The organism is Mycobacterium parmense (genome assembly GCF_010730575.1).
In the GTDB taxonomy this organism is placed as follows: domain Bacteria; phylum Actinomycetota; class Actinomycetes; order Mycobacteriales; family Mycobacteriaceae; genus Mycobacterium; species Mycobacterium parmense.
The window spans coordinates 2912945-2939331 of the sequence record NZ_AP022614.1; the positions used below are offsets into that span (position 1 = coordinate 2912945).

Below are 26387 nucleotides of genomic sequence, written 5' to 3' on the forward strand. Positions count from 1 at the left end.
CGCGCTTACTCACCGGTAACGTTCCTGCGCAACGCCTTTCATCGATGGTGACGCGCGCGCAGGACCGCCGCCCGGGGAACGCGCAGGCCACTGGACGGTCGGAGGTTAAGCGCGTAACCTAACGGCCGCAACGTCCGTGTTCAGGAGCGGAGGGCTCCCACCGGTGTGCGGCACCATGACGCGGCCCGCCGCCTCGACGCCCGCGCACCCGCTTTGCTCGGCAATGCGTCTGAACGACCGAACCATCGCGCGGTTCCTTCTCGGAGCGGCTCGGCGAAAGGATGAACAACCGTGAGTAGCACCGTCAACATCGATCCCGCGGTTCAGAGCCGGAGCGCGGTGGTCATCCCGGTCTTCAACCCGTCCAACGAGGAGCAGATCGCAGAAGTCCCGGATTCCGACCAGGCAGCCGTCGACGCGGCGGTCGCCCGGGCACGCGAGACCTTCGAGTCGGGTGTGTGGCGCAAGGCGCCCGCGTCGCACCGTGCGAACGTGCTGTTTCGCGCCGCGCGCATCATCGAGGAGCGCACCGAGGAGCTTGCCGCGCTCGAGGCCCAGGACAACGGCATGAACACGACGGCCGCGCGGCACATCATCCCGGTGTCGGTGGAGATGCTGAAGTACTACGCGGGCTGGGTCGGCAAGATCCATGGCGAGTCGGCCAACCTCGTGTCCGACGGGCTGCTCGGCACCTGGGAGACCTACCACACCTTCACCCAGCTCGAGCCGGTCGGCGTGGTCGGCCTCATCATCCCGTGGAACGGGCCCTTCTTCGTCGCGATGCTCAAGGTCGCGCCCGCCCTCGCAGCGGGCTGCAGCGCCGTCCTCAAGCCCGCCGAGGAGACGCCACTGACCGCGCTGAAGCTCGAGGAGATCTTCCGTGAGGCGGGTCTGCCCGACGGCGTGCTGAATGTCATCACCGGCTACGGCGAGACCACGGGCGCAGCACTCACCGCGCATCCCGACGTCGACAAGATCTCGTTCACCGGATCGACGGAGGTCGGGCGGCTCATCGTCAAGGCCGCCGCGGGCAACCTCAAGCGCCTGACGCTCGAGCTCGGCGGCAAGTCGCCGCTGATCATGTTCGACGACGCCAACCTCGACAAGGCGATCATGGGGGCCGGCATGGGCCTGCTCGCCGGCTCAGGGCAGAACTGCTCCTGCACCTCCCGCATGTACGTCCAGCGCGGCATCTATGACCAGGTGGTCGAGGGCCTCGCCGGGTTCGCCCAGATGTTGCCGATGGGCGGCAGCGACGATCCCGATTCCGTGCTCGGGCCGCTGATCAGCGACAAGCAGCGCAAGCGCGTCGAGAGCATTGTGCAGGAGGGGGTTTCGCGCGGCGCGCAGATCGTCACCGGCGGCAAGCCGATGGACCGCAAGGGCTACTTCTACGAGGCGACGATCGTCACCAACACCACGCCCGATATGCGACTCATCAAGGAGGAGATCTTCGGGCCGGTCGGCTGCGTCATCCCCTTCGACGACGAGGACGAGGTGATCGCCGCCGCGAACGACACCCATTACGGCCTCGCCGGCTCCATCTGGACCGAGAACCTGTCCCGCGCCCATCGCGTCGTGAACGAGCTTCGTGCCGGCCAGATCTGGGTCAACTCGTCGCTGGCGGCGGACCCGTCGATGCCGATCAGCGGACACAAGCAGTCGGGCTGGGGCGGCGAGCGCGGCCGCAAGGGCATCGAGGCCTACTTCAACACCAAGGCCGTCTACATCGGCCTATGACCCGGTGCCGGTAGCGCAGCGCCGGATGTGTCTGTCTGGGGCTCATAGCTTCCGCAGCCCTCGCAGGATCTGGAAGAACGGAGCGGTCGATGCCGCGCTCCTCCACAGGCTGGGCTGCATCACGCTGATGTTGCAGGCCACCAGGTAGCCCAGCCCGTGGTCGCGCCACTCGGCCGCCTGATCGATGACGTCCCGTGGTGTCCCGGTCAGCGTCGCCGCCTTCAGCAGCGACAGCGGCACGTCCTTGACGTAGGACCGCACCGTGGATTCGTCCAGGGTCTGCGGAATGAGGTCCTGACCGCCGGAGAAGTCTTCCCCGAGCGGGTGCCGGACACCGTGGTCGGCCCACATCTCGCCGGGAATGTTGAGTGCGAACGCTTTTGCCGCGTCGGAACTCATGGCGTCGTCGATTTCGCCGTCGCTTCGGCCGGTGACGACGAACAGCCACGCCGCCGGCGTGATGGCGGCCGGGTCGCGCCCGGCGTCGGACGCCGCTGTCCTCACTGCGTCAAGGCCCCGCGCGTAGTCCTCCGGCCGCAATACCATCGCGGGGAACCAGGCGTCGGCGTAGCGCCCAGTGGCTCGCAGCATCCGCGGTCCGTGGGCCGCGATCCAGATCTCAGGCCATTTACCGCGGTATGGCGGCAGATCGAAGACCGCGTTGCGCAGCGGAAAGTAGGGCGAGTCTCGGGTGACCAGATCACCATTGGAGTTCCACAGGGCGCGGATCGTGGCGATGGCTTCTTCGAAGCGCGCGACCGGCTTGGTCCAGTCAACGCCGTAGGGCTCGTTACCCTCGCGCTCACCGACGCCGATACCCAGGATGGCACGCCCCCGTGAAATCAGATGCAGCGTGGCGGCGGCTTGCGCGGTCACCGCCGGGTTGCGCCGGCTGGCGTCGGTGACGCCCAATCCCAGCCGCAAACGCGCGAAGCGGTTGCGGGAGGCCAGGTGGCCCAGCAGCGTCCACGGTTCGAGCACGGCATCGATCTTGGGAACGATGCGGGAGACACCGAGATAGCGCGGATTCGCGATCGACCGTGGAAACAGCGCGTTCAGGTGATCCCCCACCCAGTAGGAGTCGGCGCCAGCGGCTCTGGCGGTCAGTACGTCGGCGCGAGGGAGGACGGTCGGGGACAATCGTGAATTGACGGGCTGCGTGCCGAGACCAACACGAAATCTGCTCATGGCTGCCATGGTCGCAAGATCGCACCGCGCTGGACGGCGTTTGGATCAGATGACCGCCGTTTCCAGGTCCGACGGGTTCGGTGGTCCGTTCAAGGCGCGCAGTGCCGTTTCGGCTACGCGGATGCCACGGTCGGCTGCAGGGGTGGGCGCCTGCCCCTGGTCGGCCATCTACCTCAGTGGTGGTGTTTCCCAACTTTTTTGGTTCGGTCCTTGCCCGCGACCGATGCCGGTGCTATATAAAAATATGTGCCTTACGGCATAGATTCATAGGTCTTCTGACACAAGATTGGAGAGTTGGAGGTGCCGACCATGTTGATGCGGACTGACCCGTTCCGTGACCTCGATCGGTTCACCCAGCAGGTGTTGGGGACCGCGGCCCGCCCCGCGGTGATGCCGATGGATGCCTGGCGCGAAGGCGAGGAGTTCGTCGTCGAGTTCGACCTGCCGGGGATCAACGAGGATTCGCTGGACCTCGATATCGAACGTAACGTGGTGACCGTGCGCGCCGAGCGCCCCGACGTCGACCCCGGCCGCGACATGCTCGCCACCGAACGCCCCCGCGGCGTCTTCAGCAGGCAACTGGTCCTCGGAGACAACCTCGACACCGACAAGATCGCCGCGTCCTACGACGGTGGTGTGCTACGGCTGCGAATTCCGGTGGCAGAGAAGGCCAAACCGCGCAAGATCACGATCGGCCGCAGTAACGGCCAAAAGGTCATCGACGCCTGATCGGCCGGTCAGAGTGCGGCAGGATCAGCACGATGACTGACATCAGCACCGCGGCGGCGGCGTGCGTCGACACAGCGGAGTCGGAGATCCTCAACCTCGATCCCGATGTGGTGGCGCTGCTCGCCGAGATCGACGACATGCTGTGCGAGGCAACCCAACCCGCGCGGGTGGCACCACCATCGCCGGCCACCGGATGCGCGCTGGCGAGGCGCCACTGCGGTGGGCCAGCAGGCGGTGTAGCGGGCCGGTCGCGAGACCTGCCGACACGGCCTGTTCGCGCCGTCCAGCGCAGCCCTCCGACCACGAAGCCAACTCTGCAGAAGGACGATCACGAGCGCAGTGAAAGGCAGGTGATGGCATCACAGCAGACCTAGCCGAGCAGCCCGTGCCCCCGGCGAAAGACGCGGGCGTTCCGCACCCCGATCCTTGCGCGGATACGCCACAGCCCAATCTCGGCAATCGCACTGGGGGCCGGGTCAGCCCGGCGGCTTTTTCCAACACCGCGATACCTCCTGTTGCGTCCCCCGGGCAGGGTTTCGGCGTGAGGGTATAGCACTGAGCACCGGAGCCTCCCCAGCCCAGGTCCGCGCATGTTTAGACAACCTCATCATTCATGCGGTAAGGTCATGACCGCATGACGGAACTTGAGTTCCATCTCGATGGGATGGTGTCGAGTCCTGTTCGCGTGGTTGGGGTGTCGTGTTGAGGGCTGCTGGGAAGGGGCGCACGGGCGCGTGTTGCGATCGGTGAAGAGGGCGTGGATCCCACTCCTGTTGGTCGTGGTGGTGGCGCTCGGCGCCTACGCGGTGGTCCGTATCCGGGACACGAGCGGGTCGCACAAGACGGCGAGCAACGCCGACGCGAATTCGGCGTTGACCAAGCCCTTCAATCCCAAGCACATCGTGTACGAGGTGACCGGCGCCGCGGGGTCGGTCAACCTGGACTATCTGGACGAGAACGGTCAGCCGCACCGCGTCGACGCGGCAGCGTTGCCGTGGTCGTTCGAGATCGTCACAACGCTGCCATCGATGTCGGCGAACATTGTCGCGCAGGCGGATTCGGGTCGGTCGGATTTGCGCTGTCGCGTCGTCGTGGATGGGCAGGTACGCGACGACCGCAGCACGCGAGATTACAACCCGTTCATCTACTGCTTGGTGAAGTCCGTATGAGCGGTGCACCTGTCGTGCCGCCGGACAGGCACCGTGCGCGCTTCGCCCATCTGGTGCGGATCTTTGCGCTGCCGATCATCGTCTTCTGGGTGCTCGTCGCGGTGGCGCTCTCCGTGGTGACTCCGTCGCTGGATGACGTCGGAGACAAGCACTCGGTGTCGTTGGCGCCGCATGATTCCCAGGCCTTTCAGGGCATGATGCACATCGGGTCGAAGTTCCACCAGTTCGACTCCGACTCGACGGCGATGGTTGTGCTGGTCGGCAAGGACAAGCTGGGTGACAGCGCGCACGAGTACTACAACCAGATCGTCGCGAAGCTGGTGGCCGACAAGTCGCACGTTGAGAACGTCCAGGACTTCTGGAGTGATCCGCTCACCGCGGCGGGCTCGCAAAGTGCCGACGGCATGGCCGCCTACGTCCAGGTGTTCCTCCGCGGCGCCCAAGGCACCACCCCGAGCCACGAATCGGTGAAGGCCGTTCGCGACATCGTCGCCTCGGTTGCGCCCCCGCCGGGCGTTCAGGCATACGTGGCCGGCACCACAGTGCTCAACGCGGACACGAGCGTGGCCGGGCACAAGAGCATGGCCACCATGGCGCTGGTGTCGATCGGCGTGATCCTGATCATGCTGTTGGTCGTCTATCGCTCGATCCTCACCACCATCCTGGCTCTGCTCGTCGTGGGCGTCGAACTCTTTGCTGCACAGGGCGTTACAGCAACGGCGGGCAACTTGAACATCATCGGGTTGACGCCATACGCGGTGAGCATGGTCACCATGTTGTCGATCGCCGCGGGCACCGACTATGTCATCTTCTTCGTGGGCCGATATCAGGAGGCACGCTCGGCCGGAGACGACGAGGTGGACGCCTTTTACGCGGCCTACCACAGCGTCTCCCACGTCATTCTCGGGTCGGGCCTGACAATTGCCGGCGCCTGTCTGTGCCTCCGGTTCACCACGCTGCCGTACTTCCAGAGCATGGCGCTGCCATGCGCGATCTCACTGATCGTCATCGTCGCGGCGGCGCTGACTCTGGCGCCGGCTGTCCTGGTGGTCAGCTCCAAATTCGGTCTGATGGATCCCAAGCGGCCGCTCGCGACTCGCGGTTGGCGCAAGGTGGGCACCGCTGTAACGCGCTGGCCCGTCCCGATCATCGTCGCCACGTCGATGATTGCGGTCATCGGTTTCGTCAGCCTGTTGTCCTATGTGCCGCAGTACAACGACGAGAAGTTCACACCCGCGGACATGCCGGCCAATGTCGCCATGGCGCAGGCTGAACGCCACTTCTCCCAGGCGCGCATGAACCCCGAACTGCTGATGCTCGAGGCCGACCACGACTTGCGCGATCCCGCCGACATGCTCGTCATCGACCGCGTCGCCAAGAGCGTCTTTCACCTGCGCGGCATCGAACGGGTGCAGACCATCACCCGCCCGCTGGGTGCGCCCATCGAACACAGCTCCATCCCCTTCCAGATCGCGATGCAGAATTCGGGCACATTGCAGACGGCCAAGATTCAGAACGACAACACCGCGCAGATGCTCGAGCAAGCCGACGAGTTGGGCAAAACAATCGCGACCATGGAACGCATGTACGGGTACATGCAACAACTGGACTCAGTCACGCACGACATGGTCCGCCAGACACACGAGATTCAGGACACCACTAACGAATTGCGGGAGCAGATCGCCAATTTCGACGACTTCTTTCGCCCGCTGCGCAGCTACTTCTACTGGGAAAAGCACTGCTATGACATTCCGATCTGCTGGTCGTTGCGATCGATTTTCGACGCACTCGACGGCATCGACAAGCTAGCCGACCAATTCCAGACGCTGACGGGAAGCCTGGATCGACTCGACGTGCTGATGCCCAAGCTCTTGTCGACGCTGCCGCCCACCATCGACTCGATGAAGCGCATGCGCGATTTCATGCTCTCCACGCACAGCACGATGTCTGGTATTCAGGCCCATCAGCAAGAACTGGCCGAGGGATCAACGATGATGGGCAATTATTTCGACGAGGCAAAGAACGACGACTCGTTCTACCTGCCACCAGAGGTGTTCAAAAACCCCGACTTCATCCGCGGTCTGAAGATGTTCGTCTCGCCGGACGGCAAGGCGGTGCGCATCATCGTCACCCATCAGGGCGACCCGGCCTCGGTCGAGGGCATTAAGCACGTCACCGGTATCCGGGACACCGTCGCCGAGGCCGTCAAGGGCACCCCCCTCGAGAATGCGAAGGTGTCGCTCGCGGGAACCGCCTCGCTGTATGCCGACATGCAGAACGGCGTCACGGTCGACCTCATGATCGCGTGCATCGCGTCGATGATCTTGATTTTTGCCATCATGCTGCTCATCACGCGAAGCGTGGTCGCCGCCTTGGTGATCGTCGGCACCGTCGCCGCATCACTGGGCACCGCGTGCGGCTTGTCCGTGCTGCTGTGGCAGGACATCCTTGGACTCGGCGTGCAGTGGATCGTGATCCCGCTATCGATCGTCATCCTGCTGGCGGTCGGGTCGGACTACAACCTGCTGGTGGTGTCGCGGCTTCGCGAAGAGATCCACGCCGGGCTCAATACCGGCATCATCCGCGGGATGGGTGCCACCGGGCGCGTTGTCACCGCGGCGGGGCTCGTCTTCGCGTTTACCATGATGTCGATGATCGTGTCGGACTTGAGAGTGGTCGGCCAGCTGGGTACGACCATCGGCATAGGCTTGTTGGTGGACACTTTGATCGTGCGATCGTTCATGACGCCGTCCATCGCGGCCGCACTGGGGCGCTGGTTCTGGTGGCCGCTCAACGTCTACCAGATCGTCGACCGGATCGCCGGTCGAACAAGTGGCGGTCCGGTCGAGCCCGAGGCCACCACGGCACCCCTCCCGCAGGTCCAGACCTCCCGAAACCAGACCGTGTGACCGGGCCGGAATCCAGACTGCGGCAACGCACCGACGGGCGGTTGGACCGCTCACGCGACCCTGCGATCCTGGATGCCGCATTGGCCGCACTGGCCGAGCACGGTTACGACGCCACCAACATGAACGACATCGCCGCACGCGCGGGCGTCGGCAAGGCCCTCATCTACCGCCGGTGGTCGTCGAAGGTGGCGCTGATCACCGACGCGCTGGTGTACTGGCGGCCCGATCTGCTCAGCGACGACGCTCCCGATACCGGTGCGTTGGCGAGCGATCTCGATGCGGTGGTGGCCCGCGCACAGCGCAACGACGACGACCTCGTTTCCAACGACTTGATCTTGCGGGTGGCGCTACAGGCGGTCCACGACCGCGAATTAGCTTGCGCGCTCGACGATTTGATTCTGTTCCGCGGCCGCCGCGTGATGACCACGATCTTGCAGCGGGCTGTCGAACGCGGCGAGATCCATGCCGGTGTCGACGTTGCGCTCGTCGCCGACGTGATCACCGGCATGGGACTCATCCGCATCGTCAGCGGCGACGCCATCGACGCCGCCTTCATACGCCGGGTCATCGACACGCTGGTGTTGCCTGCGGTTCGTGCGCCGCTCGGGCAATGAATGGCCGCTCAATCAAGCAGTGCGACAAGGTGATCGCGAACCCGGACCCCGGGCCGGCTAATCAGCCGAGGCAGCAGGGCCGGGCGTGGCCGCCGGCACCGCGCCGTCTGCGTGCGCCGCTCGGCGCCGGCCGCGGTCGACCGAGCGCATCAGCTTGTCGACGTCAGCGCGAAAGTCGCCACCACTGGCGGCGAACGCGTGCAACTGCGCCAACCTCTTGACGGTTTCGGGCAGCTCGGCGCCATCGGGGACGCACGCGCCGTCCAGCAGCATGGGCACGATGACCGCCTCTCGACGCTGCAGGCCGGCCTCGAGCTCGCGACGCACCCAGTCGTCCGGCTGGTCTATGCGCCGGTTTCCGTTCACCCGCTCCAGCCAGTGCGGTCCGATCAGCACCAGCATCACACTGCATCCCCGGATCGCGCTGACGATCCGGTCGGGAAACGATTCGCCGTAGTCGATCGACGACGTGTCCATGAAGACGCTGGCGGCTCCGTAACGCCGGGTGAGTTCTTGCCGCAGGGCCTGGGCTTGCGTCGTGTTCTGGCTGCGCCGGTAGCTGATGAAGAACGCCGGCGGTTTCAGCGGCGGCAACAACTCCCCCAGGTCGCGTTCGAGCGCCGCGCGCTGCCTTCGTTCGACGTACGCGTCGACGCCGATCATCCCCGCCGTCGCGACGGCAAGACCGAGCAGCGGGTAGGCGACGGTGACCACCCAGCCGGCGTCGAACGCGACCTGCACACCGGCCACGAACGCGAACAACAAGCCGACGGATGAGCCCAGCGTGAACAGGCCCGACCGGCGCGCGCCGACCAACGCCGTGATCGCGCTGAGGGCAACCACGACGGCGAGGTCGACAACTGTGTTCGCCGACTTCAGCGGCACGCCGGCCAGCGCGGTCCACAGGGCGTTGGCGTGCACCTCGACCCCCGGCATGGGCACCGGCGACGCCGACGTCACGAACAGATCCTCACCGACGGGATCGGTGACCCCGACGAGGACGGCCTTGCCGGCGAACGCGCCGGGCGGCACGGCGCCGGCCATCACGTCGACGAACGAATAGCGCGGGAACGTGCCCGGAGGACCGCGGAAGTCGATCAGTGCGTGATTGGCCGGAAAGTCGGCGGCATTCATGGGCCGCTTCAGAAACAGCTCCGCGGCGCCCACCGCCAGCGTCGGGACGCTCATCGGGGCATACAGCATCCTGCGCAGCACGCCGTCGGGGTCCTTCTCGATGGCCGCGCTGGCCGGCACCGCCCCGGCGGCGCCGGCGACATCCGCCGGCACGGTGATCGGTCCGTCGGAACCATCATGGGTCGCAAGCAAAATCGGTCCGTCGCGGGCGACCGCATCCAGCAGGGCCCGGTCGTCGGCCGGGTCGGAACGTCCGATGAATTGCGTGTCGACGCCGATCACCCGCGGCCCGGCGGCGCGGATCGCGTCGAGCACCTTGGCGTAGTCGGCGCGAGGCAGCGGCGGCCGGGTGCCCAGCGCCTGCAGAGTCTTCTGGTCGATCCCCACGATCACGATGTCGGTGCCGGGCGACTGGGGGCCGCGCCACGAAAATCTCTGGTCGACGCTTTGTCGCTCGAGAAAGTCCAGGACACCGGCCCCATAGAAAACCAGCGCCAGGACCGCCGCGAGAACGCCGACGGCCGCGGACAGGATGCCCCGACGGGTGAACCAGGACTTCGACAGCCTCACCCCACCCCCTGGCGCCTCGCCGACCTCCGCTGCCCGGGCATCAGTTGTGCGCGAAACTTCCCGCGACCGGGTGGGTCGCGCTGACCAGCGTTGCGGCGCAGTGGTCGGCGTCGAAACCTTGCATGCTGCACCACTGCAGGGCCCCGCGGGCGTCATCGAAGGTGATCGGCGCAACGGTGACCCAGAAATCGGTGGCCTCGAACGTCGACCAATCGCCCGACCACAGCAGCTTGCCGCCATAGCGCTGGCGCAGCCGCTCAAATTCCTGCCAGGTCAGCGTGTTGTCCCAGGTGAAACCGTCGTCGACGACCCCGGGGCGTTTCGAACTCAGCTGCGGTACCCAATGGTCGGCGAGTTGAGCCGCGACATATCCACGGTCGGCGGCCGCGGCCTGCTGCAGCTGCCCGAGGCTGGCGGCCTCGGAGCCCGGTGAGTCCGCGCCCGACGCCGCCGGCGCCAGCGTCAGGCGGCCGCCAATTCCCCGGATGATGCCGTCACCGCGGGGGTGGTCGGCCGGCAGTGCCTCGACGGTCTTGGCGCACTGCGCCGCCAGTTGCGGGATCTGCTGGCAGTCGGGCACCCCTCTGTTGTCGACGGTCACGCTCGCGGCGGCGAGTCCGCGGGATTGCAGGAAGCCGAGCGCCGGAGTGGGCAGGGGGACGCCGACCGTCTGGGTTGCGCCGCCGTCGAGCATCTCCTCGGCGCGACCACAGCCCATGGCCATCGTGCTGAGCTTCGATCCGTCGCCCGTGCACACCAGGATGGCGCCTGTGCATTGCACGGGGAGGTTGCAGGTCAGCGTCAGGGGCAGGAAGCCGTCGGGGTCCAAGGTGACCGTTCCGCGGGAAACGATCGTGACCGCTTCCACCCCGTGTTCACCGGGCGCCCCGTAGCCGCCCGCGTTCTGGCAGTAGGTGCCGCAGCCGGGCCGCAGTTCGCCGACGCCGCCGGATGCCAGCGCCGTGGGGGCGGACGCGCTCGAAATCGTGGGCAGCGATGCGGAAGCCTGGCTTGTGCTGCTCGACGTGGCGGCCGGGGTCCCGCTGGACGAATTGGTGCCGCCGCCACACGCGGCCAGAGATCCGGCGATGCCCAGCGCCGCCACCACAGTGGCTGACAACCTTTTGATCGTCGGGCGTCGAGTAGGTGCCATGGTCCACCCTTCCGCCGAGCCGGGGTCAAGGGGAATATAGCCAACATGATCACCGAGCGGGTGTCGTTTGCTGGCAGCCGTCGTTGGCGGCGCCGCGACGGGGCCTTTCAGCAGATGAAACGCATTCCCGGTGCGGGCGGAGATGGTTCGCCCCTCGACTGGGCACCGTGGGCGTCCGCGAGCTGTGGGCACTCAATCGGTTGGCGATGGCGTCTCTTTTCGGGAGTATTCGCGGCCGGCGGAAAATTGGTCCTCAGCACCGCCCGGCCGAGTCCGCAAGGCGCCGGCCTCACTCGCCGCCCCAGGCGGGAAGCCGCGCATTGTCGCCGAGTTCGGTGACGACACCGTCGAACTGAACACCTGACCGCCGAGGAGCGAGCAAGACCACCGCTGATCCCTGAGGAGATCTGCCATGCTCTCAGGATGGGGCAAAATCCGTATGTTGAGCTTCTTCAAAGGCAAATTGACGCTGCCACCGACCTGAATCTGGCCGACCTCGCTCGTTGGCGGGTGCGGTCAGAAAGTGCCATTCGGTACACGGTGGGTGAGGGCAGTCCGACACTCAAAAGGTTTCGTGACGTTGCTTATGAACCGGTCGGTATGGATTTCGGAACGCCGAGATCTGACAAGCAGGCCACTCTAGAGTCCGCCCAGCGGCGTGGCGTTCAGCAAGCAGTTGTTTGTTTGGAGTTTGCGATATACGAGATGGAGGTCTGGGCTGAACTTCAAGTGCTCAAAGGAGTGCAGCCAGACTCGTCGACACAATCGCCCGCACCGGGATGAGTCCGTCGCGCTGGACGCATTTTTGCGGTCGACCGGGGATGCGTTGGCTGGCGTGCGGTGTTATCCCACGATCTTTGGCCGGGTATGCGACGCTGACTGCAAATGTGAAAGTCGTAAGGGAAAAATGACAGACGAAAAAGGCGCAGCAGCTGGTCCTCCTCATCCTGTCGACGGGCCGCCAGGCGCAAGCGCACCAGTCGCGGCCACCCCAGGAGGCGCGAACCCGCCAGGCGCGAGACCGACCCCTCCTCAGCCGGGCGCGCACCCACAGCTTGCAGAGAATCCCCAAGGATCACCTGCGACGGTTACCTCAACCCCATGGATCGACCCCTTCAACTACGACAGTGTTCGCGGCGAACAGGGTCACAAAGATGACCGCCGCATTGTTCAGCAACCTCAAGGCGAAGCAACAGGCGCGGAAGGTGGCTAACGAACCGACCGTGTCGCCCGCCGCCAGAGTCTGGCGATCAATGGCTGCTGACCTCGTGCAAGTCGAATTCGATCGGCGAAAAGCGCTGGAGGGCCGCGCAGGGGCTCTATTGACGTCTAGCGCATCGCTGCTCACGTTAATCTTTGGCTTAACGGTGCTGGTCACTGGCAAAGATCCGACGTTCAAGAGTCAGTGGGCCCTTGGATTCCTTGTTGCGGCCTTGGCCTCCTTCGTTGGCGCCGCCGGCGTGGCGATTTGGGTTCAGACTCGCGGTTTCGATTACCTGGTAGTTCGCGATGACAGCCTGAAAGCTCTGGTCGCAGACGAGATGTGGAACATGCCCACTGACGGAGCAACGCGCGCGGATGTCAGTCAGAAAGTGAATATGATTTGCAGCCTACGGGTCGGCAATAACACAATGGCTGGCCGGCTCACGTGGAGTTTGCGACTACAACTGCTGGCCATTGTCCTGCTGTCTGTATCAATCGGATTTGAACTTCAATCCGTGTGGCCGTGACTGGGTGTCCCCCAGCACCCCTCCCGCGCTAACTTATTCGGGCGAGTGACGACGCGGGCGTATCTGCCGTATTGCCGTAGAAGGCTTTGCGCAGCGTTCCGGCCAGCGGTGTGGGGCGACGGCGAGCGCCCTCAAACTGCGCACCCTTCGTTTGATGACTTCGATACCGAGTCTCGGGTTACGGGCTACTGGGCTGGGCAATGACGTACCGCGCTGGACGATCGCAGCTCCTGCCGATCGCCGCCGAGTTCGGTGACGACACCGTCGCCGATCTTGTCGAGTGCGGCGAGATCTTCGTCGGACAGCGAGAGTCCTGCGCCGGCTACGTTTTCGCGCAGATGCGCCGTCGATGAGGTGCCGGCGATTAGCAGGATGTTCAGCGCCGCTCGATGCGTTACTCGGAATTGTCCCGTCTGATCGCCGGCGTCAGCCCCAAGATGCTCAAACAAACGCTGCGCTCGCTGGAGCGCGACGGTCTCATCACCCGCACTGCAACGCCGACGGTGCCCGTTACCGTCTGCTACGAGCTGACCGACCTCGGCCTGTGCGCCAAACGTTGCGCGGCCTCAAGTCCTGGGCTGAGATGCACATGGACGACGTACTCGCTAACCGCGCAACATACGACGGCAACCGGCTGGCCGCGGGGCCGGTGGGGTGCGGAGGAGGCCTCCTGAGTGGTCGCAATTATCGGGTTCGGCGAAGCTAGTCCAGCTGGACTCGGACCGTGACCCTGCCTTTGTCATCACGGGTGGCGACCGCGTGCCCGCTGCGGTCGGTGCCGCGGAAGTCGAGTAGCGTGATGGATCCGCCGTCGCCGAGGAAGTTGCGCCACCAGCTCTTCGAGTCCGGCCCCATCACGCGGATGGTGACCTGATCACCGGACAGTCTGTAGTTCACCGGAGTCTGGAAGGTACGCCCGGATTTGCGACCGGTGTAGCGGATCTCGACCAGGTTGCGGCCGACGATTCCGCCGAGAACGGGGACGTGGGTCATGCCGACGACCAGCCTGTTGAAGGCGCGTGTGGCGGGGTTGTTGAAGAAGCTGTTGGACATGATCGCCAGGCTAGCCCGCTGAGGGCCACAGACCGGCGTCGAGCCAGCGGTTAGGCAGCATGGCGCCACCCGGGCCCGCGTTTTACGCCCGGCTCCCAACCCGGCCTCGAGCGCAACGGCGATCAGTAGTGCGCGTTATGCAGGTCGCGACGACATAGCCTCGGGTCGAGCCGCGCGCGTGGCGTTGAATATGCCGCGCTCGGCAGCGACTAGATATCGGCCGCTCAGCAGCATCCATCGCCACGCCAGGACTTAGTGCCCTCCCAGACCGCTAAGGCGACGATGCCCAAGGCGACGACGGGGTCCAGCCACCACCATCCCCACATCATGTTGACTGACAATCCCGCCAGCACGGCCAGAGCGAGGTAGGCGCACAACAGATTCTGGGCGCCCTCACCGCTGGTGGCCGCCGAGCCCAGCCGGCTGCCCAAGCGTTTCTTCGCCGCGCCCAGGAGCGGCATCACGATCAGGCTCGTAATCGCCAGACCGATGCCCAGCCAGCTGCTGCGCGGCCGGTCTCGGTTGATCAGCGTGATGACCGCGTCGTGGGCGATGAAAGGGGCGAGCAGGAAAAATGTGACGGCCACGGCTTTTTGGGCGCGCTCCTCAACAGTCGGTGACACGGTCCGGGTGCCGGTGAACCGCCAGATGACGATCACACTGGCCAAGCCTTCGATTGCCGAATCCAGCCCGAATCCCAACAGAGCCACCGAGCCCGCCGCGAAGGCCGCAATGACGCCGACCAGCCCTTCGGCGGCCATGTAACCCAGCGAAATCCATGACAACAAGCGGGCCCGCCGTGCCGCCTCGTGCCAGCCGTGGTCAGGCTCGACGGGTGTCGCCGGGTTGCAACAGGCCGAGTCACCGCAATGGGTCTCGCGGACGTCTATCGGGTCGGACGCGGAGCCGGCCGAACTCACGACAGCTCCCGAGCGCAGTTGGTGACGCCATAGTTAGGACACAGCGCCACAGCACTGCCCGTCGCGGCCAACACTTTCTCCGCCGCTGTCAAAACTTCGATCAACGACGGCTGGGTTACGCGGAATACCGACGCGCGGCCGACCGTCTCGCAGTCGACGAGTCCGCAACCCCGAAGACAGGCAAGGTGTTTGGACACCGTGGACTGCGCCAACCCCAACGCCGCCACCAGATCGGTCACCCGAGCCGGCCCCTCAGCTAACCGCCGCAAAATCGCCAGCCGGGACTGATCCCCCAGCGAACGGAACAATGCCGCCGCCGGCGCCAACTCCAACCGCTCGCACTCCGCATCCGTAACATTCATCGCCATCGGGCGATGATATCCCCAACGGTCGAAAGCTCAAAGGCTGGGCAAATCTGGACTCGAAACCAAGACGCCGATCCGCACTGGAGAAACAACTTGGTCCCCAATCGCGAACATTGGATGACTTTGATTGTCTTCCAACATGTCTCTCGATGGATTCTGACTCGCACGGGTCATCGCACACCTTGACATCGACAGCGACATCCAAGACCGCTGGGAGGATCTAGAAAATGTCGAGCGGGTTCTAACCCCGCCTCCCGTCAACTACTCGACGCAGAATTGCAGCAGACCCTTGCGCCGACGAAGCCGGCCGTATGGCCGATCAGGAGCCGCGCGCTTTAGCGCCGCACCCTCTGCCTTGTTGAGCCGTGCGATCGCCAGACCGACTAATTCCATCATCGGAAAGTGGATTTCGAGCACTTTCCATCAATGCGGGCCCCGGGGCAAGCGCTGGCTTCACGCTGGCGTCTACGAAGAGCGGAGCTAGCAGAAACCGACTGCGTCGCCGCGACGTCTTCGGCCCACACACCGATACCGATGCCATATCGATTTCGTGTCTGAAAGGAAGTTCGTCCATGACTGACACCACCGCGTTGTCGCCGGCACTGACAGCGTTCGATCCGACGGATGCTCTTGAGCACCTGCTTGCCGATATAGGGCTATCCGTTGCCGACGCGGGGGGCCGGGTGACGTTCGCCGGTCAGGACCCGATGATTGCGGCTCGGCACCGACTGGGTGCGGCCATCGGGATCCCGATGATGGGCAATGCGGTGGCGGCGGCGGCGATGCACCGTCTACGGGGAGGTCCGGGCCAGGATCTGCATCTGGATTTGTGTCAGGTGGTGCACCACATCAACCCCAGCTTCGCCTGGGAACCCACCCTCAACGGCGAGTTTCCCTCGATCGCGTTGGTGCTGGACAACCCGTTTGCGTTAATTCCCTACCGCACCCGCGACGGTCGCACCGTGATGGCCTCAGCGGTATATCCGCATCAGTCAGTCCGATGGTGCCGTTTCTTGGACATCCCACCCGACTTCGCCAAAGCCGCCGAGGCGTTTGCCCGCTGGGACGCTTTCGAACTCGAGGAGGCCGCCAACGCCGCCGGGCTGCCGGCGTGTGTGGCGCGCAGCCCGCGGGAGTGGCTGGCCCACCCGCAGGGGGCGCTGTTGGCCAGTCAGCCCGTCATCGGCCTGACCCGCATCGGTGACGGCGCCCCGCGTGAGCTGGGCCGCTCGGACCGGCCGTTCGGAGGGGTGCGGGTGCTCTCGTTCACGCATGCGGTGGCCGGGCCCACAGTGGGACGCGTGCTGGCCGAGCAGGGTGCCGAGGTGCTGGGCGCGACCCGCCCCAACGATTTCGAACACGACTGGGTCTACTTCGAAGCCAACATCGGATCCCGCAGCACCTGGCTGGATTTGACCAAAGACACCGGCCGCGCCAACGTTGACCGGCTGCTGGACGACGCCCACGTCGTGGTCAACAACCATCGCGGCCTCAAACTTGAGAAACTCGGCATCGACCCGAGCGAGCTGGCCCGCACCCAACCCGGCCTGGTGCACGTCTCGGTCACCTGCTACGGATCAAGCGGACCGTGGGCCGGCCGCGGCGGCTTCGACATGAACGGCTCGGCGGCCTCGGGGCTGATGGTCCTCGAAGGCGGCCCCGACACCCCCAAACTGCCGCCCACCGGCCTGATCAACGACTTCATCACCGGCTACATGGGCGCCCTGGGCGCCGCGGCCGGGCTGATCAAGCAACAAACCGAAGGCGGCAGCTGGCATGTCACCGTCAGCCTCACCCGCACCGCGATGTGGTATCAAACGCTGGGCCTGGTCGACCCCGCCGATGCCGGCTGCGACGAACAGCACACCATCGCAGAACCGATGCCCTACGACGCCGAAACCCCAATGGGCCACGTCCACATGCTCGCCCCGCCCGTCACCTTCAGCCATACCCCCCCGCGCTGGCCCGACCCCCTGCTGGTCCCCCGCGGATCCAGCCAACCCCAATGGACGAGCTGAGGGATCACCGACACCGGGCGCCACGGCCAGCTCAACACAACACGGGCCTCGAGCCACCGCCGATGGCGCATCCGTGCCGGTGCTCTACACCAAAAGACCGTCACGTCAGGCAGTACGCCGTTACGGTTCCCCCGCGCTGCGACTCCGAGCCGGCAGGTGCCCAGGGGTCGACGGGCACCACCTCCCTGGCGCGGCCGTCGGGTCCCAGCAACCGTCCCCAGGACTTGATTGACCGCAGCACCGCGCGCGTGTCGACCACTGTCACGCTGGGATATTCGGCCAACAGCCGTCGGATCACCGGGTCGAGGTCCGACAACTTGTGCAGCTGCATTGTGACGAAAACGTTAGCCGCCCCACCGCCCACGATCGCCACGCAAAACCGAGTCTCGCTGTATTGCACCAGTGCATGCCCTACGGCGGCGACAGCGGCCTCGCGGACCTGTAGCTTGAGCGCCACGCCCGTGAGCCAGCCGGCTTCTACCCGCGCGAAATCAGTGCGCGACGCCAAGAATCCGGTCCGGTTCAAAAGATCCACCCGGCGACGCACAGCGGGCTCTGACCGGCCGACCACCCCGGCCAGATTCCGCACGCTAAGCCGCCCGTCGTGTTGTAACGCCAGGAACAGCGCGCGATCGAATTCGTCAAACGCGTGTCCGTGTCCGGCTTTGGCCGGCTCGGGTGTCACTGCGCGCACCTGGCCAGAACTGAGACCCCCTAGCCGCCAGCGGGTACCGCTAAACAACTGGCTGATCAGCGCCGACTGCACGCGATGTACTCCCTCGACTGCGGGAAGCGCATCCAACAGCAGCTCGCAGAGCAGTGATTGATCGGCGGCCACGACCAACGCAAATACGTTGTCTCGCCCCGTGGTGATGTTGACGCTGAAAACCTGTGGCCACGTTGCGAACTGAGCAGCCACCTTCTGCGCGACGCCGGGCCGGCACTCAGCCTCGAACAGCGCCGCCTTCATCGGCAAGCGGGGACCAGGAGCCGAGGACACCCATGCCCGCCCGGCGGATACGAGGCGATGCCAGCGCCGCGCCGCCGTCACCGGCGACACATCGAGCACACGGCCGAGTTCCTCGAAGCTGGCCTGCGGATTGACATGTAACGCATCAAGCAAGGCAATATCCAGCTCGTCTACACCATCGCCCACAGCGACAATTGTCGCTCGCCGGCGGACTCGGAGCTATCTGAGTTGATTCATCATTCCGACCGCGGATCTCAGTACTATCGCTGGCCTAAACCGATCGGCTGGAACACCGGAACACTGATCCGCGAACTCGTCCTAGACCCCACCCGCAACTACCAACCACGCGGCGTCAAAAGCGGAAACAGCCCCGAAAACAGGCTAGAGGTGTAAACCATGTCTCGGGACACCCGTCAACGATGTCCCGAGACACGACACTGGTAGCGGGGACAGGATTCGAACCTGCGACCTCTGGGTTATGAGCCCAGCGAGCTACCGAGCTGCTCCACCCCGCGTTGGTAAATGACAGGTTACCGAACCCGCATCGTGACGGCCAAATCGGCTCTTGACCAGCGCCTTTTTCAGCGGCGGACGCGCGCGGTCGATTCGCCGAGGCGTACGAAGTCCCCAGGGGCTGCAGGCCCACGATCAATTGACCCTCGACAAGCCAGGCCGGTGTGCCGTGGACCCCGTGGTGGCGGGCCACCCATTCGGCCTGTCCGACGGCCATCGCCGCGCTGCCGTCGTCCAGGGCGGCGCGCAGCCGGCCCACGTCGTCGGTGCAGCTCGGCGAACGCGCCCCGCTCACTGAGCCGTGTCCACTCCGCGGCCGCCAGGGCCCTCCGGCTGTGCGGTATCCGCTCGTGCAGGACCTCGCCGACCGGGTCATCCGCGTGCTCGCCGAGAAGCTCACCGAGCTCGCGGAAGTAGTTCTCGAATCCGCCGGGGGTGATGATCTCGATGATGCGGCCGGATTGGTTGCCGGCGTTCCACATCGCGTGCATTTGCCCGCGAGATTTGGTGATGTGACCACCCGGACCGAGGACCACTTCGCTGTCATCGGAGCGGAAACCGATTTCGCCCGGCTGCACGACCGTGACCCCGATTTCACCCGCACCGGCCACGTGACGCATCTCCCGGACTTGTCATACCGCTTTCGGCTGGCACAGCCACGCGCCCTTTTTCGCGCCGTGTCACTCGGAGAGCATGGGCAGGGCGATGCTGTCCGCAGCGTTTCCGTCCAGCGTCGCCAGCCGGTAGCCGTAAGCCCGCGGCCGCACGAAGGGCGCCACCTCGCGGGCGGTCGGCGGCGGGGAACCCACGGCACGCGCTCCGGGCCGGAACGGTTCAGCGGCATCGCTATTCGGGCCAGGTGTTGCCCATGATGATGTCGACGAAGTCGGCGCGGACGAACGTGGGGTCGAAGTGTTGCAGCACATCGGCGTTCACCGTGCCGAAGGTGCTGTCAGGCCGGTGCTTCATCCCGTCGTTGAACGCCGCCAGGATCCGCCGCTTGAAATCCGGTCGCGGGTGGGCGGCGGTGACCGCGGCCAGCGCTTCGGGGGGCAGGTCGTCGCGGCCGATGCCCAGCACGTCGGTCTCCACTCCCGCGGTGACGCAGGCGATCTCGGGCGCCAGGAATTCGGGCACGCCGGGTGTGGTGTGCAGGGCGATGCTCAGCCACACCTTGTCGGCGTCGGCCTGCCCGACGCCATGCTGCAGCAGGAACTCGCGCGCCGCATTGGCGCCGTCGACCTCGAAGCGCAGGGTGGAGCCGCGGTAGCGCTCGGTGAGACCCAGGTCGTGGAACATCGCGCCGGCGTAGAGCAGCTCCGGGTCCGGCTGCAGTCCGCGGCGCCGCGCCTGCAGCGCGCCGAATAAAAAGACCCGGCGCGAGTGGTCGAACAGCAGGTCGTCCTCGGCGTCGCGGATGAACTCGGTGACCTCGCGAACCAGGTCGGTGTCGGGTATGGGGATGCCGGCGATGGTGTCGACCGAATGGGTGCTCATATCTCGTCTCCTTCGGGGTGACCGTCGCAATCAGTCTGCGCCCCCGGGCCGCATCCGGCACCGGCCGCCCGGGCCGTTGACTCGACAGTTAAAGAGTGAGACGAATTAGCGGGCGGTGCCGGTCGGCTGAGGTTTGGTTTAAAGCCGCTGCGACGTCCGACAGGCCCACGGGCTGCGCCGAACGCTATTTGGTGCTGTTGTACTTGTTGATCGCGTCGTCGAGGCGCTGCAGCGCCTCGCCGTACGCGGCGAAATCGCCCTTCTTCTGGGCGTCTTTCGCCGCGCCGAGCGCGGTCTGAATGTCTTGCAGCGCAGACGCTTTGGCCGGGGACAACGTCGTCGTTCCGTCGGGAGCCGGCGGCGCCGCGGCGGGCGGCGGCGTCCCGCCCGGGGCCGCGGCCGGCGCCGGCGGTGCGGCCGGCTTGGCCGGCCCCCCGGCCTCCGTGGGCTGGATTCCCGTCGCCGCCGCGGCCGCGCCTGGTCCGAACAGGCCGGTGAGCGCGTCGCCGACGGTGGGGCCGTACCCGATCTTGTCGTTGTACATCATCGCCACCCGGATCAACCGCGGATACGACGAGGCCGCGTCGCTGGCCCCTGGAGAGGCGTAGACGGGTTCGACGTACAGCAGGCCGCCCTGGGCCACCGGCAGCGTCAGCAGATTGCCCCACCGGATCCGGTTCTGGTTGTCACGCCCGATCACGCCGAGGTCCTGGGACACCGCCGGATCGGTGGTGATGGCATTGTTGGCCAGCTTGGGCCCGTTGACCTGACCCGGGATGGTCAGCACGGTGATCCTGCCGTAGGTGGCCGGGTCCGAACTGGCGCTGATGTAGGCGGCCAGGTAGTCGCGCTTGAACCGGTTCATCGCGGTCGTCAGCTGGTACGACGACGAATTGTCGTTCTTCGCAATGTTTTTCGCGACAATGTAGTAGGGCGGCTGGTAGCTGCTGGCTGTCGGGTTGGGGTCCAACGGGACGTCCCAGAAATCCGAGGTGGAGAAGAACGTGACCGGGTCGTTGACGTGGTACTTGGCCAGCAGCATCCGCTGCACCTTGAACAGGTCCTCGGGGTAGCGCAGGTGCTCGGCGAGTTCGGGCGTGATGTCGCTCTTGGGTTTGACGGTGCCCGGGAACACCTGCATCCAGGCCTTCAGCACGGGATCCTGCTCGTCCTGCTGGTAGAGCGTGACGGTGCCGTCGTACGCGTCGACCGTGGCTTTGACCGAGTTACGGATGTAGGAGACCTGCTTGTCGGGGGCCAGCTTGTTGAACGCCACCTCGTTGGAGTCCGCGGTCGCCGATTCCAGGGACGTCAGCTCCGAGTACGGGTAGTTGTCCAGGGTGGTGTAGCCGTCGATGATCCACACCAGTCGCTTGTTCACCACGGCCGGATAGACCGAGCTGTCGGTGGTGAGCCACGGCGCCACCGCCTCCACCCGGCGCGCCGGGTCGCGGTTGAACAAGATCTTGCTGTTGGAGCCGATCACGTTGGAGAACAGGAAGTTTCGTTCGGCGAACTTGGCCGCGAACACGCTGCGCGACAGCCAATCGCCCACCGGGACGCCGCCCTGCCCGGTGTAGGTGTAGTTCTTGGTCTCCGCGCTGGTCTCGTAGTCGTATTCGCGATCCGCCCCGTTGCGCCCGACGATCGCGTAGTCGGCCGACGCGCTGGCGATGACGGGTCCGTAGTAGATGCGCGGCTGGTCCAGCGGCGCCGGGCCGTCGGACACCACGTTTCCGTTGGCGCCCACCACGTTGACCATGAACTCGGGGTAGCCACCGTTTTGGTTGGGGTCGTTGGCGATTCCGCGCACCGTGTTGGCCGGCGACGCGATGAACCCGTTGCCGTGGGTGTAGACGGTGTGTCGGTTGATCCAGTCCCGCTGGTTGTCGATCAGCCGGTCGGGGTTGAGCTCGCGGGCCGCCACGACGTAGTCGCGCAGCGCGCCGTTGCGGTCCAGGTAGCGGTCGATGGACAGCTGGTCGGGGAAGTAGTAAAAGTTCTTGCCCTGCTCGAACTGGGTGAACGCCGGGCTGATGATCGTGGGGTCCAGCAGCCGGATGTTGGAGGTGGTCGCGCGGTCGGACGCGACCTGCTGGGCGGTCGCCTGCGCGTCGCCGGTGTAGGGGCGATACGTCACCACGTCGGACGTCAGGCCGTAGGCCTGGCGCGTCGCACCGATGCTGCGGCTGATGTATTCGCTTTCCTTCTGCGCGGCATTGGGTTTGACGCTGATCTGTTCGACGATCAACGGCCACCCGGCACCCACGATCAGCGACGACAGCAGCAACAGCACCAGCCCGATCGCCGGAATCCGCAAGTCCCGCAGGACGACCGCGGAGAACACCGCGACGGCGCAGATCACCGCGATCGCCATGAGGATCAGCTTGGCCGGCAGGACGGCGTTGATGTCGGTGTAGCCGGCGCCGGTGAACGGCTTGCCCCCGCGGGTGTGCGACAGCAGCTCGTACCGATCCAGCCAATAGGCAACGGCTTTGAGCAGCACCAGCATTCCGACAAGGCTGACCAGCTGGATGCGCGCCGAGCGACTCAGCGCGCCGGTGCGCCCGGAGAGCCGGACGCCACCGAATATGTAGTGCGCCAACAGGTTGGCCACGAACGCCAGGAACACCGCCACGAAGACGTAGCTGAGCAGCAGCCGGTAGAAGGGCAGGTCGAACGCGTAGAAACCCAGGTCCTTGCCGAACTGGGGGTCGGCTATTCCGAAGTCCCCGCCGTGCAGGAAGAGCTGCACGCGTACCCAATAGCTCTGCGCGATAATGCCGGCCAGCAGCCCGATCGCGATCGGCACCCCGATGCCCACCACCCGCAGCCGCGCCAGAACCAGGGCACGGTACCGCGCCACCGGGTCGTTCTCGTTGCTCGGCACGAACACCGGGCGGGTGCGGTAGGCCGTCGCAAGCCCGGCGAACACGATGCCACCCACCAGCAGGCCGGCGACCAGGAAGACGACGATGCGCGTGACCAGCACGGTGGTGAACACCGAGCGGTAGCCGAGCTCGCCGAACCACAGCCAGTCGACGTAGGCGTCGATCAGCCGGGGGCCGGCCAGGAGCAACGCGATCACACCCAGGGCGACCAGGATCAGAATCCGGCTACGCCGAGTCAGCTTTGGCATCCGTGCGGTGGGCCGCATCCCCACTGGCTACGCTCCCTGGTTGGTTTCTAGACGGTGACAACTCTACGCATGCCAGGACGCGCGATCCGCGGCTCGTCTGCCCGAACGCGACCTAGCAGGTCGGCGGCTGCCCACCGGAGGTGACGGCGTGCAGCGCGTCGATCGCCTGGCTGAGGGTCTCGACTTTCACCAGCCGCATCCCCGACGGGTTGTCGGAGTTGGCCTCGTAGCAGTTCTTGGCGGGCACCAGGAAGACCGTGGCGCCGGCCGCGTGCGCCGCGACCATCTTGTGCGTGATGCCGCCGATCTGCCCGACTTTGCCGTCGGCGGAGATGGTGCCGGTGCCGGCGATGAACTTCGACCCGGCCAGGTCGCCGGTGGTCAGCTTGTCGACGACGGCCAGGCTGAACATCAACCCGGCCGACGGTCCGCCGACGTTGGCCAGGTTGAAGTCGACGACGAACGGCGCCCACGGCGCGTCGAGCACCGCGACCCCCAGGAAGCCGTAGTCGCGATCCTTGTTCGCGCCCAGCGTAATTTGCACGGTGCCGGCCGGCTCGTTCTTGCGGCGGTAGTCGATGGTGACGACCTGGCCGGGTTTGGTCTTCTTCAAGATCCCGGTGAACTGCTCGACATTGGTCACGGGCGTGCCGTCGACGGCGTCGAGCGCGTCGCCGGCCTTCAGCTTGCCCGCGGACGGGCCCGGATCGCTGACCGTGGCGACTGTGGGTGCCGGCGCGTACTTCAGGTAGCCCAGGGCCGCGTACTCCGCGCTGTCCTCGGACTGCTTGAAGTCGGCGTTGTTCGCCTTGTCCACGTCCTCCCGCGACTTGCCCGGCGGGTAGATGAGGTCGCGCGGCACCAGCTGCTCCTGCCCCGAAAGCCACAGCGTCAGCGCCTCCCCCAGCGTCAGGCCGTCGCGCTGGGACACCGTCGTCATGTTGAGGTGGCCGGTCGTGGGGTGGGTCTGTGTTCCCTCGATCGCCACGACCTGCTTGCCGTCGACCTCGCCGAGGGTGTCGAAGGTGGGCCCGGGACCCAGCGACACGAACGGCACAGTCACCAGCGCGAGCAGCACACCGAAGACAACGATCGGCACCAGCGCGACCATCAGGGTCAGAATCCGCCTGTTCACGCCGCTTAGACTAGACGGACACCGCCACGCCCCATTCAGCTAGAAGCATGACCCGGGACCCCCCGCCCGGAGCATGCGGTGAGTACCGTTGACGTCATGGCTGACCTGCCTTTCGGCTTCTCCTCGGGAGATGACCCCGACAAACGCGGGAAGAAAGATCCCGACTCGGGCCAGGGCGCCTCCGACCCGTTCGGCGCGTTCGGGATCGGCGGCGATTTCGGCATGGGCGACCTGGGACAGATCTTCACCCAACTCGGCCAGATGTTCAGCAGCGCCGGCACCATGACGGCCGGAGGCAAGTCCACGGGCCCGGTCAACTACGAACTCGCCCGCCGCGTCGCGACGAGCTCGATCGGGTTCGTCGCTCCCATCCCGGCGGCGACGAACGGGGCCATCGCCGACGCGGTGCGCCTGGCGGAGACCTGGCTCGACGGATCGACCGCCCTGCCGGCCGGCACGACGAAGTCGACCGGCTGGACACCCACCGACTGGGTGGACAACACCCTGGACACCTGGAAGCGGCTGTGCGATCCGATGGCCGAGCAGATCTCGACGGTGTGGGCGTCGTCGCTGCCCGAAGAGGCCAAGAGCATGGCGGGCCCGCTGATGGCGATGATGTCGCAGATGGGCGGGATGGCGTTCGGCTCGCAGCTCGGTCAGGCATTGGGCCGGTTGTCCCGCGAGGTGCTGACGTCCACCGACATCGGGCTGCCGCTGGGCCCGAAGGGCGTGGCGGCGATGATGCCCGACGCCGTCGAATCCTTCGCCGGCGGACTCGAGCAACCGCGCAGCGAGATCCTGACGTTCCTGGCCGCCCGCGAGGCGGCACATCACCGGCTGTTCAGCCATGTGCCGTGGCTGAACAGCCAGCTGCTGGGCGCCGTGGAGGCCTACGCGCGGGGCATGAAGATCGACATGACCGGGATCGAGGAGCTGGCGCGCGACTTCAACCCGGCGTCGCTGTCCGACCCGGCGGCCATCGAGCAGCTGCTCGGCCAGGGGGTGTTCGAGCCGAAGGCCACACCCGAGCAAACACACGCCCTCGAGCGGCTCGAGACGCTGCTGGCGCTGATCGAGGGCTGGGTTCAGGTGGTGGTGACCGGGGCCTTGGGCGACCGGATCCCCGGTGCGGCCGCGCTGAGCGAAACGCTGCGCCGCCGCCGCGCCAGCGGCGGCCCCGCCGAGCAGACGTTTGCGACACTGGTCGGCCTGGAGCTGCGGCCCCGCAAGATGCGGGAGGCCGCCGCGCTGTGGGACCGGCTGACCAAGGCCGTCGGCGTCGACGCCCGCGACGCGATCTGGCAACACCCCGACCTGCTGCCCGGCGCCGAGGACCTCGACGAGCCGGCCGGCTTCATCGACCGGGCGATCGGCGGGGACACCAGCGGTATCGACGAGGCGATCGCCCGACTCGAGCAGGACGGCGACGAGGGGCAAAGCCCCGGCGGCGGTTCGGCGGATAACTGAGCGGGCGTCCGCCCGGTGCGCGACACAGTTGCACCCTGCCGTCCGCCGTCCGATCCGAATACGCACTCGACCCGGTGGTGCCGGTGCTGCTGCGGCCCGACAACGCCGTCCAGGTGGGCTGGGCAAATGGGAATCGACCCGACCTCCGTGAGAAGTACCCACCAGGTAGCGGTCGGCCAGAGAAAAGCACGGAGTAGTCGATCACTCGCGTTTTCGCGCTGGCGGCCAACTAAAGTTGCCAACATAAAACCAGCGCCCATCGCCGCTGAGGAAGACGGTAACGGAAATGGCCGACACATTGTTGTTCTTCGGCACCACGTCGAATGGGTCCACGACAATTTGGCGGTCCACCTCGAGCGGCTTCACGCCCATCA

At 66.0% G+C, this 26387-nt stretch carries 22 protein-coding genes, 1 tRNA gene and 2 pseudogenes; 10 read left to right on the forward strand and 15 right to left on the reverse strand.

Annotation, left to right across the window (positions count from 1 at the left end; genetic code table 11):
• Nucleotides 1–291 precede the first annotated feature (291 nt).
• Nucleotides 292–1740: an aldehyde dehydrogenase family protein gene (locus tag G6N48_RS13295; protein ID WP_085267742.1), complete on the forward strand. Its 1449-nt coding sequence runs from the start codon at nt 292–294 to the stop codon at nt 1738–1740.
• Between the two features lie 42 nt (nt 1741–1782).
• Here the strand turns inward: G6N48_RS13295 and G6N48_RS13300 are convergent, their stop codons facing one another.
• Nucleotides 1783–2928, reverse strand: a complete 1146-nt coding sequence (locus G6N48_RS13300; RefSeq protein ID WP_085267741.1) for an LLM class flavin-dependent oxidoreductase — start codon at nt 2926–2928, stop codon at nt 1783–1785.
• Nucleotides 2929–3237: 309 nt separating this feature from the next.
• Here G6N48_RS13300 and G6N48_RS13305 point away from each other — a divergent pair, with 309 nt between their 5' ends.
• From G6N48_RS13305 to G6N48_RS13325, 5 genes are all read left to right on the forward strand, one after another.
• Complete coding sequence (locus G6N48_RS13305) at nt 3238–3657, forward strand: Hsp20/alpha crystallin family protein (RefSeq protein ID WP_085268037.1); 420 nt, start codon at nt 3238–3240, stop codon at nt 3655–3657.
• 32 nt (nt 3658–3689) lie between these two features.
• Nucleotides 3690–4031: a hypothetical protein gene (locus tag G6N48_RS13310; RefSeq protein WP_085267740.1), complete on the forward strand. Its 342-nt coding sequence runs from the start codon at nt 3690–3692 to the stop codon at nt 4029–4031.
• A gap of 360 nt (nt 4032–4391) precedes the next feature.
• Nucleotides 4392–4826 carry an MmpS family transport accessory protein gene (locus tag G6N48_RS13315; protein WP_139825632.1) on the forward strand — a complete coding sequence of 145 codons (435 nt, stop codon included), beginning with the start codon at nt 4392–4394 and terminating at the stop codon, nt 4824–4826.
• Entirely contained in the window at nt 4823–7735 is a 2913-nt protein-coding gene (locus tag G6N48_RS13320) for an MMPL/RND family transporter (RefSeq protein ID WP_085267739.1), read from the forward strand. Before G6N48_RS13315 ends, G6N48_RS13320 begins: the two co-directional genes overlap by 4 nt.
• On the forward strand, nt 7732–8349 hold the full coding sequence (locus G6N48_RS13325) for a TetR/AcrR family transcriptional regulator (RefSeq protein WP_085267738.1): 618 nt from the start codon (nt 7732–7734) through the stop codon (nt 8347–8349). Before G6N48_RS13320 ends, G6N48_RS13325 begins: the two co-directional genes overlap by 4 nt.
• A 57-nt stretch (nt 8350–8406) precedes the next feature.
• Here G6N48_RS13325 and G6N48_RS13330 read toward each other — a convergent pair whose 3' ends face one another.
• Together G6N48_RS13330 and G6N48_RS28795 are read right to left on the reverse strand one after the other, a co-directional pair.
• Nucleotides 8407–10053, reverse strand: coding sequence for a CHASE2 domain-containing protein (locus G6N48_RS13330; protein WP_161494173.1), 1647 nt, complete (start codon nt 10051–10053; stop codon nt 8407–8409).
• 40 nt (nt 10054–10093) lie between these two features.
• Nucleotides 10094–10456 (reverse strand): annotated as a pseudogene (locus G6N48_RS28795) (serine/threonine-protein kinase); the annotation flags it as partial.
• A 1904-nt stretch (nt 10457–12360) separates the two neighbouring features.
• On the opposite strand from G6N48_RS28795, the gene G6N48_RS13340 reads away from it, so the two are divergent.
• A complete protein-coding gene (locus G6N48_RS13340) occupies nt 12361–12936 on the forward strand; it encodes a hypothetical protein (protein ID WP_139825630.1) in 576 nt (191 codons plus the stop codon).
• 185 nt (nt 12937–13121) lie between these two features.
• Here the strand turns inward: G6N48_RS13340 and G6N48_RS28260 are convergent, their stop codons facing one another.
• Nucleotides 13122–13385: a hypothetical protein gene (locus G6N48_RS28260; protein ID WP_269475423.1), complete on the reverse strand. Its 264-nt coding sequence runs from the start codon at nt 13383–13385 to the stop codon at nt 13122–13124.
• Here G6N48_RS28260 and G6N48_RS13350 point away from each other — a divergent pair.
• Nucleotides 13320–13642: pseudogene (locus G6N48_RS13350) on the forward strand (winged helix-turn-helix transcriptional regulator); the annotation flags it as partial. The gene G6N48_RS28260 and the pseudogene G6N48_RS13350 sit on opposite strands and share 66 nt — an antisense overlap.
• Here the strand turns inward: G6N48_RS13350 and G6N48_RS13355 are convergent.
• The 3 genes from G6N48_RS13355 to G6N48_RS13365 all read right to left on the reverse strand — a co-directional run bounded on the left by G6N48_RS13355 (nt 13639) and on the right by G6N48_RS13365 (nt 15277).
• On the reverse strand, nt 13639–13989 hold the full coding sequence (locus G6N48_RS13355; RefSeq protein WP_085267735.1) for a hypothetical protein: 351 nt from the start codon (nt 13987–13989) through the stop codon (nt 13639–13641). The pseudogene G6N48_RS13350 and the gene G6N48_RS13355 sit on opposite strands and share 4 nt — an antisense overlap.
• A 224-nt stretch (nt 13990–14213) precedes the next feature.
• Entirely contained in the window at nt 14214–14909 is a 696-nt protein-coding gene (locus G6N48_RS13360) for a cation transporter (protein ID WP_085267734.1), read from the reverse strand.
• Nucleotides 14906–15277, reverse strand: coding sequence for an ArsR/SmtB family transcription factor (locus G6N48_RS13365; protein ID WP_139825629.1), 372 nt, complete (start codon nt 15275–15277; stop codon nt 14906–14908). The genes G6N48_RS13360 and G6N48_RS13365 overlap by 4 nt, the downstream gene beginning before the upstream one ends.
• Before the next feature lie 569 nt (nt 15278–15846).
• Between G6N48_RS13365 and G6N48_RS13370 the strand changes: the two genes are divergently transcribed.
• Complete coding sequence (locus G6N48_RS13370; RefSeq protein WP_085267733.1) at nt 15847–17292, forward strand: CoA transferase; 1446 nt, start codon at nt 15847–15849, stop codon at nt 17290–17292.
• Between the two features lie 100 nt (nt 17293–17392).
• Here the strand turns inward: G6N48_RS13370 and G6N48_RS13375 are convergent, their stop codons facing one another.
• The 7 genes from G6N48_RS13375 to G6N48_RS13400 all read right to left on the reverse strand — a co-directional run bounded on the left by G6N48_RS13375 (nt 17393) and on the right by G6N48_RS13400 (nt 24546).
• Nucleotides 17393–18448 (reverse strand): Lrp/AsnC family transcriptional regulator, encoded by a 1056-nt coding sequence (locus G6N48_RS13375; protein ID WP_197745590.1) that lies wholly within the window; start codon nt 18446–18448, stop codon nt 17393–17395.
• Nucleotides 18449–18700: 252 nt separating this feature from the next.
• A tRNA-Met gene (locus G6N48_RS13380) sits at nt 18701–18777 on the reverse strand.
• Nucleotides 18778–18843: 66 nt separating this feature from the next.
• Entirely contained in the window at nt 18844–19386 is a 543-nt protein-coding gene (locus G6N48_RS28920; RefSeq protein WP_372511267.1) for a cupin domain-containing protein, read from the reverse strand.
• Nucleotides 19387–19455: 69 nt separating this feature from the next.
• Complete coding sequence (locus tag G6N48_RS28660; RefSeq protein ID WP_264049922.1) at nt 19456–19584, reverse strand: hypothetical protein; 129 nt, start codon at nt 19582–19584, stop codon at nt 19456–19458.
• A 37-nt stretch (nt 19585–19621) separates the two neighbouring features.
• Complete coding sequence (locus G6N48_RS13390; RefSeq protein WP_085267732.1) at nt 19622–20272, reverse strand: HD domain-containing protein; 651 nt, start codon at nt 20270–20272, stop codon at nt 19622–19624.
• 184 nt (nt 20273–20456) lie between these two features.
• Nucleotides 20457–23435, reverse strand: coding sequence for a UPF0182 family protein (locus G6N48_RS13395; RefSeq protein WP_085267731.1), 2979 nt, complete (start codon nt 23433–23435; stop codon nt 20457–20459).
• Nucleotides 23436–23523: 88 nt separating this feature from the next.
• Nucleotides 23524–24546 carry a YlbL family protein gene (locus G6N48_RS13400; protein ID WP_085267730.1) on the reverse strand — a complete coding sequence of 341 codons (1023 nt, stop codon included), beginning with the start codon at nt 24544–24546 and terminating at the stop codon, nt 23524–23526.
• A gap of 78 nt (nt 24547–24624) precedes the next feature.
• Between G6N48_RS13400 and G6N48_RS13405 the strand changes: the two genes are divergently transcribed.
• Nucleotides 24625–26013: a zinc-dependent metalloprotease gene (locus tag G6N48_RS13405; RefSeq protein WP_139825628.1), complete on the forward strand. Its 1389-nt coding sequence runs from the start codon at nt 24625–24627 to the stop codon at nt 26011–26013.
• Between the two features lie 201 nt (nt 26014–26214).
• Here G6N48_RS13405 and G6N48_RS13410 read toward each other — a convergent pair whose 3' ends face one another.
• On the reverse strand, nt 26215–26385 hold the full coding sequence (locus G6N48_RS13410; protein WP_161494172.1) for a hypothetical protein: 171 nt from the start codon (nt 26383–26385) through the stop codon (nt 26215–26217).
• Between the last annotated feature and the right edge of the window lie 2 nt (nt 26386–26387).

Bases quoted from the DNA above. Each gene is read 5' to 3' on its own strand.
- G6N48_RS13310 (WP_085267740.1), top strand. From the start codon at position 3,690: ATGACTGACATCAGCACCGCGGCGGCGGCGTGCGTCGACACAGCGGAG.
- G6N48_RS13410 (WP_161494172.1), bottom strand. From the start codon at position 26,385: ATGGGCGTGAAGCCGCTCGAGGTGGACCGCCAAATTGTCGTGGACCCA.
- G6N48_RS13355 (WP_085267735.1), bottom strand. From the start codon at position 13,989: ATGTCCAACAGCTTCTTCAACAACCCCGCCACACGCGCCTTCAACAGG.
- G6N48_RS13300 (WP_085267741.1), bottom strand. From the start codon at position 2,928: ATGAGCAGATTTCGTGTTGGTCTCGGCACGCAGCCCGTCAATTCACGA.
- G6N48_RS13365 (WP_139825629.1), bottom strand. From the start codon at position 15,277: ATGGCGATGAATGTTACGGATGCGGAGTGCGAGCGGTTGGAGTTGGCG.
- G6N48_RS13390 (WP_085267732.1), bottom strand. From the start codon at position 20,272: ATGAGCACCCATTCGGTCGACACCATCGCCGGCATCCCCATACCCGAC.
- G6N48_RS13340 (WP_139825630.1), top strand. From the start codon at position 12,361: ATGACCGCCGCATTGTTCAGCAACCTCAAGGCGAAGCAACAGGCGCGG.
- G6N48_RS13320 (WP_085267739.1), top strand. From the start codon at position 4,823: ATGAGCGGTGCACCTGTCGTGCCGCCGGACAGGCACCGTGCGCGCTTC.
- G6N48_RS13305 (WP_085268037.1), top strand. From the start codon at position 3,238: ATGTTGATGCGGACTGACCCGTTCCGTGACCTCGATCGGTTCACCCAG.
- G6N48_RS13370 (WP_085267733.1), top strand. From the start codon at position 15,847: ATGACTGACACCACCGCGTTGTCGCCGGCACTGACAGCGTTCGATCCG.